This is a genomic window from Microbulbifer sp. ALW1, from assembly GCF_009903625.1.
GTDB lineage: Bacteria > Pseudomonadota > Gammaproteobacteria > Pseudomonadales > Cellvibrionaceae > Microbulbifer.
Window position 1 is genome coordinate 4,208,916 of the sequence record NZ_CP047569.1, and the last position, 15,655, is coordinate 4,224,570.

At 56.6% G+C, this 15,655-nt stretch carries 14 protein-coding genes; 10 read left to right on the plus strand and 4 right to left on the minus strand.

Annotated elements, in window-relative coordinates; all coding sequences use genetic code 11:
• Nucleotides 1-82: 82 nt before the first annotated feature.
• The 9 genes from GRX76_RS17390 (at nt 83) to GRX76_RS17430 (ending at nt 9,926) form a co-directional block, all read left to right on the plus strand.
• The gene (locus GRX76_RS17390) at nt 83-2,173 is read left to right on the plus strand and encodes a PEGA domain-containing protein (RefSeq protein ID WP_160154457.1); all 2,091 of its coding nucleotides are present in this window, start codon (nt 83-85) and stop codon (nt 2,171-2,173) included.
• A 59-nt stretch (nt 2,174-2,232) separates the two neighbouring features.
• Nucleotides 2,233-2,517: a hypothetical protein gene (locus GRX76_RS17395; RefSeq protein WP_160154458.1), complete on the plus strand. Its 285-nt coding sequence runs from the start codon at nt 2,233-2,235 to the stop codon at nt 2,515-2,517.
• 160 nt (nt 2,518-2,677) lie between these two features.
• Nucleotides 2,678-3,472: a MotA/TolQ/ExbB proton channel family protein gene (locus GRX76_RS17400; RefSeq protein WP_160154459.1), complete on the plus strand. Its 795-nt coding sequence runs from the start codon at nt 2,678-2,680 to the stop codon at nt 3,470-3,472.
• A 99-nt stretch (nt 3,473-3,571) separates the two neighbouring features.
• Nucleotides 3,572-4,876 (plus strand): hypothetical protein, encoded by a 1,305-nt coding sequence (locus GRX76_RS17405; RefSeq protein ID WP_160154460.1) that lies wholly within the window; start codon nt 3,572-3,574, stop codon nt 4,874-4,876.
• Nucleotides 4,866-5,948 carry a vWA domain-containing protein gene (locus GRX76_RS17410; RefSeq protein ID WP_160154461.1) on the plus strand — a complete coding sequence of 361 codons (1,083 nt, stop codon included), beginning with the start codon at nt 4,866-4,868 and terminating at the stop codon, nt 5,946-5,948. The genes GRX76_RS17405 and GRX76_RS17410 overlap by 11 nt, the downstream gene beginning before the upstream one ends.
• On the plus strand, nt 5,945-6,949 hold the full coding sequence (locus tag GRX76_RS17415; RefSeq protein WP_160154462.1) for a vWA domain-containing protein: 1,005 nt from the start codon (nt 5,945-5,947) through the stop codon (nt 6,947-6,949). Before GRX76_RS17410 ends, GRX76_RS17415 begins: the two co-directional genes overlap by 4 nt.
• Before the next feature lie 58 nt (nt 6,950-7,007).
• Complete coding sequence (locus tag GRX76_RS17420) at nt 7,008-7,682, plus strand: hypothetical protein (RefSeq protein ID WP_160154463.1); 675 nt, start codon at nt 7,008-7,010, stop codon at nt 7,680-7,682.
• Nucleotides 7,683-7,756: 74 nt separating this feature from the next.
• On the plus strand, nt 7,757-8,431 hold the full coding sequence (locus GRX76_RS17425; protein ID WP_236250452.1) for a hypothetical protein: 675 nt from the start codon (nt 7,757-7,759) through the stop codon (nt 8,429-8,431).
• 43 nt (nt 8,432-8,474) lie between these two features.
• A complete protein-coding gene (locus GRX76_RS17430; RefSeq protein WP_160154464.1) occupies nt 8,475-9,926 on the plus strand; it encodes a M48 family metalloprotease in 1,452 nt (483 codons plus the stop codon).
• 104 nt (nt 9,927-10,030) lie between these two features.
• On the opposite strand, the gene GRX76_RS17435 is transcribed toward GRX76_RS17430, so the two are convergent.
• Together GRX76_RS17435 and GRX76_RS17440 are read right to left on the minus strand one after the other, a co-directional pair.
• Nucleotides 10,031-11,992, minus strand: coding sequence for a diguanylate cyclase (locus tag GRX76_RS17435; RefSeq protein ID WP_236250453.1), 1,962 nt, complete (start codon nt 11,990-11,992; stop codon nt 10,031-10,033).
• 400 nt (nt 11,993-12,392) lie between these two features.
• Nucleotides 12,393-13,184: an enoyl-CoA hydratase gene (locus GRX76_RS17440; protein ID WP_160154465.1), complete on the minus strand. Its 792-nt coding sequence runs from the start codon at nt 13,182-13,184 to the stop codon at nt 12,393-12,395.
• A gap of 333 nt (nt 13,185-13,517) precedes the next feature.
• On the opposite strand from GRX76_RS17440, the gene GRX76_RS17445 reads away from it, so the two are divergent.
• Nucleotides 13,518-14,300, plus strand: a complete 783-nt coding sequence (locus GRX76_RS17445) for a tryptophan 2,3-dioxygenase (protein WP_160154466.1) — start codon at nt 13,518-13,520, stop codon at nt 14,298-14,300.
• 177 nt (nt 14,301-14,477) lie between these two features.
• Here GRX76_RS17445 and GRX76_RS17450 read toward each other — a convergent pair whose 3' ends face one another.
• On the minus strand, nt 14,478-14,903 hold the full coding sequence (locus GRX76_RS17450; RefSeq protein WP_160154467.1) for a biopolymer transporter ExbD: 426 nt from the start codon (nt 14,901-14,903) through the stop codon (nt 14,478-14,480).
• A 166-nt stretch (nt 14,904-15,069) separates the two neighbouring features.
• Complete coding sequence (locus tag GRX76_RS17455) at nt 15,070-15,540, minus strand: methylglyoxal synthase (protein ID WP_160154468.1); 471 nt, start codon at nt 15,538-15,540, stop codon at nt 15,070-15,072.
• Nucleotides 15,541-15,655: the final 115 nt, after the last annotated feature.

Consider the following 15,655-nt stretch of genomic DNA (forward strand, 5'->3'; position numbering starts at 1 on the left):
TGCGCCAAAGACCAGGACAAAGGAAGTCCGGAAAACAGAGCCTACGGAAAATCAATAAGTACGCAGTAACAGGAAACCATAAATGACAGCCAAGGAAGCGGTTCCCGTTCGCGACAGCGAGCCGGCCAACGAAGATGCGTCCGTCATCCAGCCGATTGGATTTACCCCTGCTCCGGTGACCTCCGGTAGCAATAAACTGCTGCTTTCCCCCAAAGCGATTGCCGTCGCCACCTGTTTGTTACTCGGCGCACTGATGTTGATTTACCTGTTGGTCGCGCGCTCACTGATATTTGAAACCCAGCCGGCGGACGCGAAGGTTTCCGTCAGCGGTATGGCTCTTGCCCTTGGCGACGGCCACCTGGTTCTCCCGGGCCACTACAGCTACACCGTATCCGCCACCGGTTACCTGCCTCAGAGCGGCGAAGTGGAAGTCAGCAGTGACAGCAACAGCCGCCATGCGGTCAACCTGGAGCGCCTGCCCGGTCATCTGCGGGTGGTTACAGAGCCACAGGTACCGGTACGGGTTCTGGTCAACGGCGCCGAAGTGGAAAGCAGCGAAGGCCTGGCCGAATCCATTCCCGCCGGTCGCAAGCGCATTACCATTCTCACCGAGCGCTACCTGCCATTTAGCAAAGAAATTGAAATCGAAGGCCTGGACAACACTCAGACCCTCACCGCCAACCTGCGCCCCGCCTGGGCCAATGTGCACATCACCAGCACCCCTGCAGGCGCCACCGTTAGCGTAGAAGGGCGAATTCTTGGCACTACGCCGCTGACAGCGGAGCTGGTGCAAGGGGATCGGGTGGTAGAGGTATCGCTACCGCAATACAAAACCGTACAACTGCCGGTACCGGTCACTGCCGGTGTGGACCAGACACTGGCAACCGTGGATCTCGCTGCGGCCGATGGCACTCTGCGCGTCGCCAGCAACCCGCCTGGCGCGAGTGTTACCGTGGATGGCGAGTACCGCGGCCAGACACCGCTGGATTTGTCACTGGCGTCCAACAGCCGTCACCAGCTGCGCTTCTTTATGGATGGTTACAGCACCGTAGAACGGTCCGTGGATGTACGGGCCGATGACCTGCAGGACATGCATGTGGAGCTGACCGCCGTGTTCGGCCAGGTATCCATCACCAGCAGCCCCGCAGAGGCCCAGGTCTTTATCGACGGCAAGCTCGTCGGTACCGCGGGACAAACCTTCACCCTGCCCACCCGCAGCCACAATATCACCGTGCGCAAGGCGGGCTACGAGGATTACACCACCACCATCGTGCCCTCCAGCAAACTCAAGCAGAGCGTGCGCGCGGTTTTGCTGACCGGTGAACAGGCACGCTGGAGCAATGTCGCTGCGGAAATTACCCACGGTGCCGGCGGCAAAATGCTGCTCATGCGGCCCAACGCAAAATTCACCATGGGCTCCTCCCGCCGCGAACAGGGCCGACGCGCCAATGAAGTGTTGCGCAAGATTTCCCTGACCCGGCCTTTCTATATCGGCAGCACCGAGGTTACCAATCGCGAATATCGCCGCTACCAGCGCATGCATTCCTCCAGCCACACCAATGGCGTCAGCCTCGATAATGACAGCCTTCCGGTGGTCAATATCAGCTGGAATGACGCCGCCCTCTTCTGCAACTGGTTGAGCGCTCGCGATGGCTTGAAAGAGGTTTACCGGGCTGAACGGGGGCGCGTGGTCGGCTTCGATGCCAGCGCCAATGGCTACCGTATGCCCACCGAGGCAGAGTGGGCCTGGGCCGCACGGTACGAACGCGGAGCCATGCGCAAATTCCCCTGGGGTGAATCCTTACCCGTGGGCAAAAACTCCGGCAACTTCGCCGACAGCAGCGCCGGCCAGATAGTGCCCGCGGTACTGCGCACCTACAACGACCGTTATGCAGCAACCGCCCCGGTTGCCAGCTTCAGCCCCAACCCAATTGGCCTGTTTGATATGGGCGGTAATGTGTCGGAGTGGATACACGATCTCTATACCGTCGGCACCGGCCTGTCCCTGAAAGAAGAGGAAAACCCCGTGGGTCCGCAAGATGGCGACTACCACGTAGTGCGCGGTTCCAGCTGGAAGCACGCGGGGCTCACCGAGCTGCGTCTCTCCTACCGCGACTACGGTGCCGAACCCCGGGACGACATCGGTTTCCGCGTCGCGCGCTGGATTAATTAACGGGCCTGAATGGCAGTCTCCAGACAATATCAGGAGCAACGGTTATGGCGAGGAAAAGTATGTTGAAGATAACGCGTGTTTTCACTCTGCCCGGCGTCTTGCTACTGGCGCTGTCGGCGCCGGCACTGATTGCCGAGGAGAACACAGAAGAAAGCGCAAAAGAGAGCGTAAAAGAGAGCGCAGAAGAAACGGCAAATACGGAAGTTATCGCGCAGCCAGTCTCGGTCACCAAGAAAAAGCCTGCGCCCAAGATTCGGGCGCAAAGCGCAGAGAGTGCCGATAGCTACGAAGCATCGGAAGAAGTATCGGAAGACCTGGCGGTCTCCTACCCGGTGGATATCTAACCCGGGGAGCCGGTAATTGGCTGCCATCGGACCGGCAGCTAGCTCCACGATCAACCACAGATAGAACGCAGACCGAACACTAACAGACCGAATATCAATAGACAGAGCAATACCCGGGCCCTTTGCCAAAGGAATGGCCCTACAAAAAGCGGGAAATCCCATGAAATTCAAATCTTCAGATTTTGTCTTCCAGCTGTTTGCCCTGCTCGGGGCCATCATCCTGGTACACGCCATTTACGTTGCCATTATCCGCCCCAACGCCGATGCACTGATCGCAGAGCAGATGGCCCGGGAAGAGGCCGGAGAGACCTACATACAGCAGCGCTCGCTGTACATCGTGATGCGCGACTACGAACAGGAGGCCTGTTTCGTACTGATGCTCTGGGCTATGGCCATTATGGGCTTGAAGGCCCGGCGCAGCATGCGCGAACGCAAGCTGCTGGACCAGGCACTGCTGAATGTGAGCGAGGGAACCCCCATCCTGCCGGAAGACGCCCGGGATCTGTCGCGACCGATACAGGCCTTGCCGGAAGAGGAACGCAATTTTCTGCTTCCCCGCGCACTGCTCACCGCACTGCAGCGATTCGGTTCGACGCGCAATGTGGCCGCCGTTTCCAACTCGGTAAAAGAGGTATGTGAAACCGAAGGGGATCGCCTCGACAGCGAGCTGGCCATGGTGCGCTACATCACCTGGGCCATCCCCTCCATCGGGTTCATCGGCACCGTACGCGGTATCGGCGAGGCACTGGCGCAAGCACACCGCGCGGTAGAGGGCGATATCGCCGGGGTAACCGTGAGCCTGGGTGTGGCCTTCAACTCCACGTTTATCGCCCTGGTGATCAGTATCGTGATCATGTTCTTTACCCACCAGCTGCAATTGATGCAGGAACGCCTGGTGCTGGATACCCAAAATTATTGTGACAACAAACTGCTGCGCTTTTTGAAAGTCAGCTAACGCCAGAGGCGAACACGATTACGGCGACCTGAAACGCCCCCCGGAACAATCCGCAGGTATCCAGGGAAACGGATACCCGGCACTTAAACAGGAGCTCCCATGAGCAAAGGTGTACTGGAAATCAACGACTGCGGCCTGCGTATTTTTGATGGCACCAACGAAGTGGTGGAGAGCCCCGGGGTAGCCATCATTAACAACCGCGAAATTTTAACCGGCACCGCCGCACTGATGCGCGCCCGCAGCCATCCCACACAAGTCAATCACCAGTTCTGGCGCCGTCTCAGCCTGGAGTCGGTAAAGTCCGACAATTCTGGTTGCCGCCATCATGCAGACCTGGCCTTCTGTCACCTGAAAGAAATCGCCGGCCTGTGTGACCTGCCGGATGAAATTGCCCTGGCGGTACCCGGCAACTTTACCCGGGAACAGCTGGCGCTGCTGCTCGGCGTGGTAAAAGAAAGTCCGTTCAATTCAGTGGCGTTGGTGGATACCGCCACCGCCTGTATCGGCAGTTGCGCACCGCGGGGGATTCACCTGCATATCGAACTGCACCGCCACCAGACGCTGGTCAGTCGCATTGCGGTACACGAGCAAGCGGAACTGGATATTGCAGAAACGGTTACTGACGCCGGCCTGCAGCACTTTCAAGAGGCCTGGGCCCGAATTTTTACCGATGCCTTCATCATGCAGTGCCGCTTCGACCCCCTGCACTCTGCAGAAGCCGAACAGCAACTGTACGACATGCTCCCCCAGTGGATTGCCAAAGCCATGCGCCAGGGCGAGGTGATGGCTGAACTGGATGATCGCACGGCCAAGGTCAGCCTGCGCCAGTTACAGGACGCGAGCACGCCGATTCTGTCCCGGGTACGCGCGATGATTGAAAATCTCGCGGAATCCAACAGCGTGGTATTCGTTTCACACCGCTGGGCGGAAATTCCCGGCGGCGCGCAACTGGCAGAGCGCATTCACCTGTTGCCCCACAATGCCGTGGCTCAAGCGATAGAACAGCGCTGGCAGGAAATTCACAGCGACAGTGGCAACCTGCGCCTGGTTACGGTAGTGAGCGCGGCACCCGCCGACGAAATTGCCATTCAGGTGAATGCCGCCGCGGAGGCCGGTGCCACCCACCTGCTCTACGGCCATCGCGCCCTTGCGGCACAGCAACCGCTGTTTGTGAGCTGGCAGGAAGGGAAATTCAATGTCACGCCAACGCCCCCCAGCCACCCCGCAGCCACCATCACCAATCATGCCGGGCGCCTTGCCCTGCGGGTAGATGCGGGAGCAGAGCTGATGTTGAACGGCGAGCAGATTGCCGCCCCCGTCAACCTCACCGCAGGGGATCGCATCGGCGTGGCGAACTTTGAAGACGTAATTACTGCGATCAGTGTGGAGCACTATGGCGCGTAAAAACCGGCGGTTTACCACCTTCAGCCTGTCGTTTCTGGACATCATGTCCTGCGGCTTCGGCGCCGTGGCGTTGATCTTTCTGATCATCAAACACGGCTCCGACCACGACATCGAAGCTGAAAACCTGGACCTGTCGGCAGAAGTGAACCTGCTGCAGGAAGAAGTCCAGTTCGGCCGCGAGCATATGGTGCTGGCGCGTAACACCCTGGACACCACCAGCGACGAACTTGCCACTACCCAAGGGCTGGCGCGGCGCATCATGGAGCAGATTGAAGAGGTCAAGGGCAACATCGCCGAAGTCGATAGCAGCACCGATGAAATGGATATTGCGCGCCTGCAGGACAAGCTGAAGAAGCTTGAACAGGCGAAAAAGCAACTGGAAGAAGAAAACAAAAAGCTCGGCAACAATGTGCGCAAATTTGTTGGCGATGGCGACCGCCAATACCTCACCGGGTTGCGCCTCGGCGGCGATCGTATTCTGATACTACTGGATTCTTCCGCCAGTATGCTGGGGGATGAACTGATCAAAGTGATCCGCACGCGCAATATGTCGGACGCGGTAAAACGGGACACGGAAAAATGGCGTCGCGCTAAACAGACAGTGTCCTGGCTGGTGTCGCAGTTTCCACAAGACAGCCAGTACCAGATCTACACTTTCAATACCGGGTTTCGCGCCGCCATCGTCGGTACCGAAGACCGCTGGCTGAACGTGGACGACCGTGGGCAGATGGACAATGTCATTAAGGCCCTCGACACCGTAGTCCCGGAAAAAGGCACTAGCCTGGAGCGGATTTTTAACGCCGTGAACAGTATGTCGCCACTACCGGACAATATCATCCTGATCACCGACGGGCTGCCGACACAGGGGCTCAAAGCACCCAGGGGCAACACAATTTCCGGCAAGGAGCGCCTCAAGTTATTCCGCAGCGCGGTCAAAGCACTGCCCAAGAGTATTCCGGTCAATGTGATCCTGGCCCCCATGGAAGGCGACCCCTTCGCCGCCAGTGAATACTGGAAACTGGCCATGGAAACCCAGGGCTCTTTCCTCGCACCCTCAAAGGACTGGCCATGAGCAAGAGACGCAACAAGCGGCAACAGGAAGAGTTCAGCATCTCCTTCCTCGACGTCATCTGCTGCGGGTTTGGCGCCATCGTTTTGCTACTGATGATCGCCAAAACCGTTGAACCCATAGTGCTTGAGGAAGCGGAAATTGACTTGGACGGCCAGGTACAGGAACTACAGGAACAACTGGCGGAAATCCGCGGTGAGACCACCATTCTCAACCGGGACCTCAATGCCAAAAAAGAGCAGCTGGATATAGAAACCAAACGCATCGCCAAACTGAAAGGCGAACTGGAAACCCTACAAGCCCTGTACGCCAGGAAAACCGAGGGCGAAAGTGAAGAAGGCAAATTGAAAGGCGAACTGACCATCGCCCTGCAAAGCATGACCGAGGAAATGAAACGGTTGCTGGGAGAGAACTACCAGCGCAAGAACAATGTCATCGGTGGTATCCCGGTGGATAGCGAGTATGTGCTGTTCATCATCGACACCTCCGGCAGTATGTTCAACTACGGCTGGGACCGCATGATCGAGGAGATGGTCAACACCCTGAACCTCTACCCCAACGTCAAGGGCATCCAGGTGATGAACGATATGGGGGACTATATGTTCTCCAACTATCGCAACAAGTGGATTCCGGATACACCCGGACGTCGCAAGGCGGTACTAGATCGCCTGCGCTCCTGGAACCCTTTCAGTAATTCCAGCCCGGTGGAAGGCATCCAGAAAGCGGTCAGAACCTTTTACGACCCCAACAAGAAAATCAGCATCTATGTATTGGGTGACGAGTTTACCGGTAAATCGATCCGCAACGTGATGATGGCGGTAGACCGGGTGAATGCGCAGCGAGGCGAAAACGAACGTATGGTGCGCATTCACGCCATCGGTTTCCCGATCCAGTTTTCACGGCCGCTACACCTGCAAACCACCGGCCTGCGATTTGCCGCCCTGATGCGTGAGCTGACCTATCGCAATGGCGGCACCTTTGTAGGACTGAACGACTTCCGTTAGCGGGATGCAATTGAAAAGGGGTTGCCAGCAACCCCAGAGAGAAGCCCTGGAGCTCATCATGAATCGCTTGTTAAATGGACTTGGCGCGATCAATAAAACAACCCGGCTCGGCCGACTGGCAAGCCTAGCACTGCTGTCGACCTTACTGGCGGCCTGCGCGCACACCGTTGCCGTCGACGGCGAATTTCCCGCACCCATCGGCAGCCCACACCCACTGACGGTGGGTGTCTACCTGAGCGATGACTTCCGCAAATTCACCTATAGCGAAAATCGCGATGACCGCGATGAGTGGAACATCGACACCGGGCGCGCACAGAAAAACCTGTTCGAAACCGTACTCGGTTCCATGTTTAAAGAGACCATCAATCTCGCCCAGTATCCTTCTAACCTTCCACAAGGACTAGACCTGGTCATTGTGCCGGAGGTGCGCGAACTGCAATTCACCATGCCGCGGGAAACCCGGGTCAATATTTTCGAGGTGTGGATCAAATACGACATGCACGCCTACAACCAGCAGGGCGACTCTGTGGCCGAATGGGTGATCACCGCCTACGGAAAAACCCCTACCGCCTTCCTCAAGTCACAGGAGGCTGCACTGGCTCAGGCCATCAATGTAGCCCTGCGCGATGCGGGTGCGACCCTGTACACGGGCTTTAACCGGGTGCCGGAACTACAGGCATTTATTGCCGATAAGCAGCGCGCCCTGAGCATGAAAACGGAAATTAACGAGTAATGGCATATAGAGAGGTGCGCGGTAACGGCCCGCTTCTCACTCGAAAATGGAGCAAGGTTCCAAGGAGTCTACCGGTGAAGTTTCTGACCCTGATGTTTTCCCTATCCCTGCTGGCTTTGTTTAGCAGTGGTTGTACCACCGTGGTAATCGATGAGTATCGCCGCAGTTCCGGCGAGCTGGCGCTGGGAGATTCCGTGGTAATTCTCGGTCGCCGTCATTCCAGTGATTACGAAACCGAACCAGACCTGATTTCCTGTGTGGGCAATACCCTCCACAACCCCAAGGCCGGGGTCAATATCATTCCCGAACAGCAGTTTGTGGACGCGCTCTACCCCTGGTTTGAGCCGCGCACCGCGCCCATGCACATCAAATCCCTGAGTCGCTTGATGGATATTCCTGATGTGCGCGACCGCATGGAGAAATACGGGGTGAAATACATTGTCTGGATTGACGGTTCCACCGAGACCACGTCCAGTGCCGGCTCCATCGGTTGCTCTATTGGTACTGCCGGCGCCGGCTGTTTCGGTTTCGGTACCTGGGACAAGGAGTCCGATTACGAAGCATCGGTTTGGGATTTCCGCGACCAGGAGTTGTCCGGAAAAATCAGCGCCGATGCCCAGGGTACCTCCTATATGCCTGCCATTGTCGTACCTATCCCGCTGATTGCACGAGTACAGAACAATGCCTGTAAAGGCATGGCGGCACAGCTGCAGGAATTTTTGCTGCCACCACAATCCGCCAGCCGCTAACGCGGCGCCCCCTCACTGGAGACAATAACGACAGGAGCCCCAGATGCACACACTCAATAAACTACTGGCAGCCATCCTGCTGGCAACTGCAGCTGGCTGCGCATTTAATCCAGCCACCAACCGGCCGGACCTGGTATTGATGTCGGAAGAAAAGGAAATCAAGATCGGGCGCGAAATGCACGAGAAGCTGGTCGCCAGCACCCCGGTTTACAATGACCCTATTCTTACGGCCTACGTAGAGCACGTCGGGCAAAAGGTTGCCAAGGCCAGTGACAGGCCCGACCTTACCTACCACTTCACCATCATCGACAGCCAGGACATCAACGCCTTCGCACTGCCCGGCGGCTATGTCTATATCAACCGCGGACTGCTGACTTATCTGCAGTCAGAAGCAGAAATGGCCGCAGTTCTGGCCCATGAGGTGGGGCATATTACCGCCCGCCACGCGGTGCGCCAGAAAACCGCTGCCACCGGCGCCGGGGTTGCTTCGGTACTCTCGGTACTGGTGACCGGTAGTGGTGTGGTGGGAGATGTCACCAACCTGTGGAGCACCGCCGCCGTCAAGGGCTACGGTCGCGATATGGAACTGGAAGCAGACCGCTTCGGTGCCCAGTATCTGTACAACGCCGGCTACGATCCCCAATCCATGATCAATGTAATCGCCCTGCTCAAGGATCAGGAAACCTTTGCCCGCCGCCGCGCACGTGTAGAAGGTAAAAAACAGACGACCTACCACGGCGTTTTCTCCTCCCACCCCCGTAATGACATCCGCCTGCGGGAAGTGGTCGAGGCCGCAGGAGACCTGCCGGAAGACAAGAAAATTACCAAGGTGGAATACTATCGCGAGAAAACCGAAGGCCTGGTGTACGGTACCAATGTGCAGGAGAGTGAAAAGAATCGCTTCAATCACAAGAGCCTTGGCTTCTCGTTGCTGTTCCCCGAGGGGTGGGCGGTAGAAAATCAACGCAGTGCAATTGTGGGAACTGCCCCCGATAAGTCTGCGAGTATCACCATCAAGGTCGCGAAGCGGGATGGCAATCAGCCTGCGGATATGGCCCTGCGCGGTGTCTACGATGTACGCACCCTGGAACAGGATGAGGCGCTCAACCAATATCAGCTGGAGGGGCATACCGGAAAACTGCCGCTGGAAAATGCCGACACACCGGACCGTGTCGCCGTTCTGTTTTACGGCAGCCGCCAGTACATTCTGGAGGGCAAGGTGAATGAAAAACCCAAAGATACCGAGGCGGCCTCGCAATACGACAATCTGTTCCTGACCAGTATTCGCAGCTTCCGTCCACTGCGCAAAACGGATGTGGTGCAACCGGATATCAAGCGGGTGCGCTATGTGCAGGCCAATGATAAAACCACCTTTTCGTCCCTCGCTCGCCATATGGAAATCGGCGAATACGCGGAAGAGCAATTACGGTTGCTGAATGGTTACTACCCCCGTGGCGAACCCAAAGCTGGTGAGTGGATCAAGATTGTTCAATAGCAAGTTACCTACCGCGATTGGTCAAAAAAAAGGGGCAGCCATTTGGCTGTCCCTTTTTTGAAACGGGTAATTGTCAAGATTGCCCGCCTAATCGAGCAGCGTTTTCAAGCCGGCTCGGGATGAACGACACCCGTCACCACACGCCCCGTTTCTTCCACTGTACCGACACTCTCCGGGGTATATTCCACTACCGTGTTCCGCCCGCGCTCTTTCGCGCAGTAGAGGGCATGATCGGCCTGACGAAGCAACTGCTCGATGCTATACACACTGTCAGCCTTGCCGCTCTCCAGGCCATCGCCGTGGGCCACGCCGATACTGGAGGTAAACTGCAGGCTGCCCGCCGGACACTCCAGACGAATGGCGGCGATGTTGTCCCGCAAACGCTCCGCGGTGTGCAGGGAATCCGGCTTGGTCTCGGTAATCAGCAGGGCAAACTCCTCCCCGCCCAAACGACCAAAGACATCGGTTTCACGAATTTTGGTCTGGATGGTACGGCTGAACTCCCGCAGGGCCTCATCGCCAATGCCGTGGCCGTGGTTGTCGTTGATGGCTTTGAAGTGATCGATATCAAACATCAACAAACTGACCGGCTCTCCCTTGCGCACGGCCCGTTTGGCACAAAGTGCGGCGTCCTCAAGAAAGCTGCGGCGATTGCGGATCCCCGTGAGAGGGTCGGTGCGCGCTTCCAGCTCCGCCCGCTGCTTGGCTTTTTCCAGCTCCTCCGTTCGCGCGCGCACCAGCCCTTCGAGCTTGACCTTCGACTGCTCCAGGTGGCGACGGTACTGTCGCTCAGACTCCAGCCCCTGCATGCGCAAACGGCGTAACTTGATTCCCATCGCGGCCATGATTGTGATCATTTCTATGAAGGAGCTCAGCGGCGGCAGGTAGTAATTCACCAGGTTGTGCTCGACATAACCCAGATCCCGCAGGGCCTGGTAGAAGAGCCCGGACAGCAACAGTGTCCAGCCCACAGCAAAAACCACCGCTTCACTGGAGCCCTGTCGCCAGCGCACCAGCGCGATCACGGTAACCGCAGGGTAGAGCAACAGCGCCAGGGTAATACTGATCAGCGCTACCGCTTTGATCTGCAGCAAGGCACTGACCAGCAGCACCCCAGCATTGATGATCATCAGGATCGGGATGTAATCCAGCTTCGGGGTATATTTGCGGGTCTGCAGGAACAGGCGATCAAAAATCACACCACAGAGAATACTGACCGCACCGGCAGCCGACATATAGCTCCAGTGGAATTCATTCTGAATCAGGTATTGATGGGTAAATCCGAGAATTGTGCCCCAGGCGACGATTTTCGAAAGACCGTAACCAAAATAAGCAAAGAAGCTGATTTCCCCGGTGGTGAGACCTACGATCAGGGCAAAAATGGAAATCAGGGCAATTCCGCCGAACAGGAACGACAGGATTGCCGTTTCTCCGGTATGGACCTTGTTCAGCTGCTCCGGTGTCCAGATTCGCATGGACGGGAACACAAAGCCGGCCTCTTCCGAGTCAAAACGCACCAGAAAAGCCACGGATTCCGCAGGGGCCATGGTAACCGGTACCACAAAACGATTGTGAAACACCGGTCGCGTGGCAAAAGGGGCCCCCATATCCATACGCGCAATTTCAGCAAAACTGGAATTTTCCGCAGCTGGCCCACGCTGTGCGTAGGCCTGCAGGTGAATGAGCTGGTGATCCACATATTCCAGGTTCAGATTGACACTTTCTGCCGTGGTGTTCCGGAGAACAAAGTAGGACCAGTAACTCCCCTTTTTCAGCCCAGTGGACCCGGCACTGTTCAACGGCTGAAAGTCGCCTGCCGCCAGAGCCCGCTGCGCGTCCTCCAGGCCCGCCTGATCGCTGGCATCATGCCAGATGGCGGCCTGCCCGGTGCGCTGGCTGCCGTTCTCCACCGTGCGGATGTCGGTAAGCGCTGCGCCAATCTGGGTATCCGTAACCACTTGTCCCACGGTCACCGCAGGCATGAGCAGCACAGCCAGGAACAGTGAGACACACAGGATCAGGGGTATTGCGGACAGAGAAAGGGGGAAGCGAATTTCTGTATTCATGGTCCTGAAAGCCAGGTTGCGGCAGAACACCTGCGCGAATGCGAATTAGAAGCACCGACCGTTTTGGATCTTATTTGCTGAACCTATTTACCGTACATATCGTATTACTGTACATATCGTCAGCGGAGCCACCGGCGGATTGTGGCCAAACAGCTAGGAGTGTACCCGATTCGCGAATTGATAATCATGTCCGTTTTGTAACAGTAAAATAGCTACCCGGCCATTAACAAGCCACAAAAACCCAAATCAGTTCAAACTATTGGAAATAAATACCACTGACATCCAATAGAAAGAAAAAAGGCCGCCTTAAGGCGACCTTTTAAAGATTATAAATCCCAACTAATACGGATTGCGCTATTGCTCATAACGCAACCAATAGCCCCCTGTTACTAGAGCGCATTCAGTCAAACTTGGAGAAATCTGCAGGCCGTTTCTCCATGAATGCGGTGGCCGCCTCGCGAAATTCCGCGGATTGCAATCGCGCCTGGAAGTGACCCGCCTCTTCGCGGATAACCTCTATCCCCTTTTCAAAGGTACCTTGGCGCAGCAGCTTTTTGGTCAGGCGCACCGCTTCCGGCGCCTTGGTGACCAGCTCCCGCGCGTATTCACGAGCCCGCCCCAGCGCTTCTCCGGAATAGACCACCTCATTGCAAATATTCACATCGGCCGCCGTCTGGGCATCGAATTTTTTACCCAGCAGTAGCAATTCCGAGGCTTTGGCGTGCCCCATGATGCGAGGCAGCAGGAAGCTGGAGGCGTACTCAGGGCAGAGCCCCAGATTCACAAAGGGCATCTGAAAGATCGCCTTGTCATCAGCAATGGATAAATCACAGTGCAGCAGCAATGTGGTACCGATGCCTACCGCGACGCCACTGACCGCAGCGATCACCGGTTTGGGGAATTCGTACAGCGCCTTCATAAACTGGAAAACCGGAGATTCCTCGCCACTGGCAGATCCACCGAGGAAATCCGTCAGGTCATTGCCGCTGGTAAACATACCGCCGGTGCCACTGTGGGTCCCGGTCAGGATCACTACCCGAATCCCCGGGTCAGTGGCGGCGCTGTTCAGCAGATCTGCCATTGCCGAGTACATCGCCATGGTCAGTGCATTCTTGCGCTCGGGGCGGTTGATGGTGATCTCCAGTACCCGATCGGTAACCTGGGCCTGAATTTCTGCACATGTGCTCTGCATAAGGGGCTCCGCGTATTCTGTCGTTATCTCTGTCTGTGTGACGTCTGTTGCGATGAAACAAGGCTGCACACGCCGGTCATCTCTGTAGTGGTGTCTAGTGTAGCCACCCTACCCTCTAGCACGAGGTCCGAATCGATCATTTTGGGTTACGGATTGGAAGGGGCCTGGGTACGCAAGTACAGGTATTCGATCAAAAACTGCTTTTCCAAAAAGGCACAGCCAGACCTTATAATGTGGCCAAGGTTATGCAATTTTAAGCAAATTCAGATTCACAAAACCCCTGATACCGGTACAGACATTTCGGTCGGGGTGTCAAACAGGAATACGCCAGCCATGACGGTCACATACAGCTCCTACCTGAAAGTCGATGAACTGCTGCAATGCCAGCACCCCCTGTCCGAGGGGCCGGAGCACGATGAACTGCTGTTTATCGTTATTCACCAGAGCTACGAACTGTGGTTCAAGCAATTACTGCACGAACTCGACTTCCTGGTGCGCCTGTTCAACGCTGGCGAACGCAACCGGGCGCTACACACCCTCAAGCGTGTGGATGCCATTTACCGCACCCTGATTCAGCAGGTCGATATTCTGGAGACGCTGACGCCGCTGGAGTTCTCGTCCTTCCGCGATCGCCTGTCCACGGCCAGCGGCTTCCAGTCCTACCAGTTTCGCGAGCTGGAGTTCTTGTATGGTGCCAAGGATGCGAAAAAGCTCAGCAACTACGAGCCGGGCTCTGAGCACTACCAGCGCCTGCAGAAACGCTTGGAGGCCCCCACCCTGTGGGACGCATTCCTGCGCTTCCTCAGCCACGAGGGGCACGAGATACCAGACGCCGAGCTGAACCGCGACTTCAGCCAGGTTGCCCCGCCATCCCACGCCGTACAGAAGGTTCTGATCGACGTCTACCGCAACGACCCCTTGGTCAGCGATATCTGTGAAGCCCTGGTGGATATCGATACCTCCCTGCAGCAATGGCGCTACCGGCATGTGAAGATGGTCGAGCGTACCATCGGTAGCAAAATGGGCACCGGCGGCTCCAGCGGCGTGGGCTACCTGCAGACCACCCTGTTCAAGCCGGTATTCCCGGATCTCTGGGCGATTCGCTCAGAACTCTGAGCTCCCCTCAGCTCCAGGCCCCGGCCGGCGAAACCTCCGCCGGCCGGGGCCTGGACGGGCCTGCCACAGCACTACTAGCCCAAACATTTAGAACGAACATCTAGAGCGAAAAATCAGGCACAAAAAAAGCCAGCATAAAGCTGGCTTTTTTCTGCGAGAAACGGGACCTGTAAAAACTTATTTGTCTTCGTAAGGTACCAGTGAAACCTGAATATTCGGATTCACTTCTTTCGCGGCGTCAGCGATGGTGACATAGGTGTCCGCGCTGGACTTGTTGTGCGCGCGTACAATCACAATCGCCTGCGGGTTTTCCGCAAAGAGCTGGGCAATACGGGCACGTACTGCACGGCTGTCGATACGGTTGGCACCCATCCAGATCTCGTCAGCTGAATTCACGGTCAGCAGAATATTCTGCTTGTCCGGATTCGGCGGCGTGTTTTCAGTCTCATTAGGATCGGGCACGTTTACGTCCAGCGCCTTCTCTTTTACGAAGGATGCCGTCACGATGAAGAAGATCAACATGATGAACACGACGTCCAGCATGGGCGTCAGATCAATATCGGCCTTTTCTTCTTCTACGGCCTTACCGCGTCGTCTACTCATAAAACACCGTACAGTTTTTTAATACGAATTCGCCGGTTACCCGGTCTAATCAGGTGGGGAAGATTGCCGGGAAATGGCCATCAATGCAAGTGCAACCTTTTCGCGCCAAATTTACCCCATAAAAATCAATGACTTAGACTTAAGCCTCAGCGAGGAAGCTTAAAAATCAAACAGCCAATTCCCCTTTCCGGGCGGCCAGATAGCCCTGATAGTCAGGTACTTGCCGGGGAAAACTGCGTGTCATCAGCTCGGAATGGATCATCATATCCGCACTACTGGCATTACAGGCCACCGGAATATTCCACACCGCTGCGATACGCAGCAGCGCTTTGACGTCCGGGTCATGGGGCATGGGCTCAAAGGGATCCCAGAAGAAGATAAGGATATCCACTTCTCCCTGACAGATCTTGGCGCCCAACTGCTGGTCCCCGCCCATGGGGCCGCTGAACAGCTTCTCCACCGCCATTCCGGTAGCAGCCTCTATCTGGCTCCCGGTAGTACCGGTACCCAGCAGCTGATGCTGCTCCAGGGTTCCCCGATGTTTGCGGCACCACTCGATCAGGCCCGCCTTGCGGTTGTCGTGTGCCACCAGTGCAATGCGCTTGCGCGCGGCAATCGGCTGATCTATGTAATCCACGTAACCCCCAAGGAAATAATGGTTAACTCAGATGTACCCCTCCGGGTCAGCCGCCACAGACCTGACCGAAAACCCGCAAGAATATGGGGGATTATGCTAAATTCCGCGCCCGCCA

Bases quoted from the DNA above. Each gene is read 5' to 3' on its own strand.
- GRX76_RS17440 (WP_160154465.1), bottom strand. From the start codon at position 13,184: ATGCAGAGCACATGTGCAGAAATTCAGGCCCAGGTTACCGATCGGGTA.
- GRX76_RS17390 (WP_160154457.1), top strand. From the start codon at position 83: ATGACAGCCAAGGAAGCGGTTCCCGTTCGCGACAGCGAGCCGGCCAAC.
- GRX76_RS17395 (WP_160154458.1), top strand. From the start codon at position 2,233: ATGTTGAAGATAACGCGTGTTTTCACTCTGCCCGGCGTCTTGCTACTG.
- GRX76_RS17445 (WP_160154466.1), top strand. From the start codon at position 13,518: ATGACGGTCACATACAGCTCCTACCTGAAAGTCGATGAACTGCTGCAA.
- GRX76_RS17430 (WP_160154464.1), top strand. From the start codon at position 8,475: ATGCACACACTCAATAAACTACTGGCAGCCATCCTGCTGGCAACTGCA.
- GRX76_RS17410 (WP_160154461.1), top strand. From the start codon at position 4,866: ATGGCGCGTAAAAACCGGCGGTTTACCACCTTCAGCCTGTCGTTTCTG.
- GRX76_RS17420 (WP_160154463.1), top strand. From the start codon at position 7,008: ATGAATCGCTTGTTAAATGGACTTGGCGCGATCAATAAAACAACCCGG.
- GRX76_RS17405 (WP_160154460.1), top strand. From the start codon at position 3,572: ATGAGCAAAGGTGTACTGGAAATCAACGACTGCGGCCTGCGTATTTTT.
- GRX76_RS17450 (WP_160154467.1), bottom strand. From the start codon at position 14,903: ATGAGTAGACGACGCGGTAAGGCCGTAGAAGAAGAAAAGGCCGATATT.
- GRX76_RS17400 (WP_160154459.1), top strand. From the start codon at position 2,678: ATGAAATTCAAATCTTCAGATTTTGTCTTCCAGCTGTTTGCCCTGCTC.
- GRX76_RS17415 (WP_160154462.1), top strand. From the start codon at position 5,945: ATGAGCAAGAGACGCAACAAGCGGCAACAGGAAGAGTTCAGCATCTCC.
- GRX76_RS17435 (WP_236250453.1), bottom strand. From the start codon at position 11,992: ATGAATACAGAAATTCGCTTCCCCCTTTCTCTGTCCGCAATACCCCTG.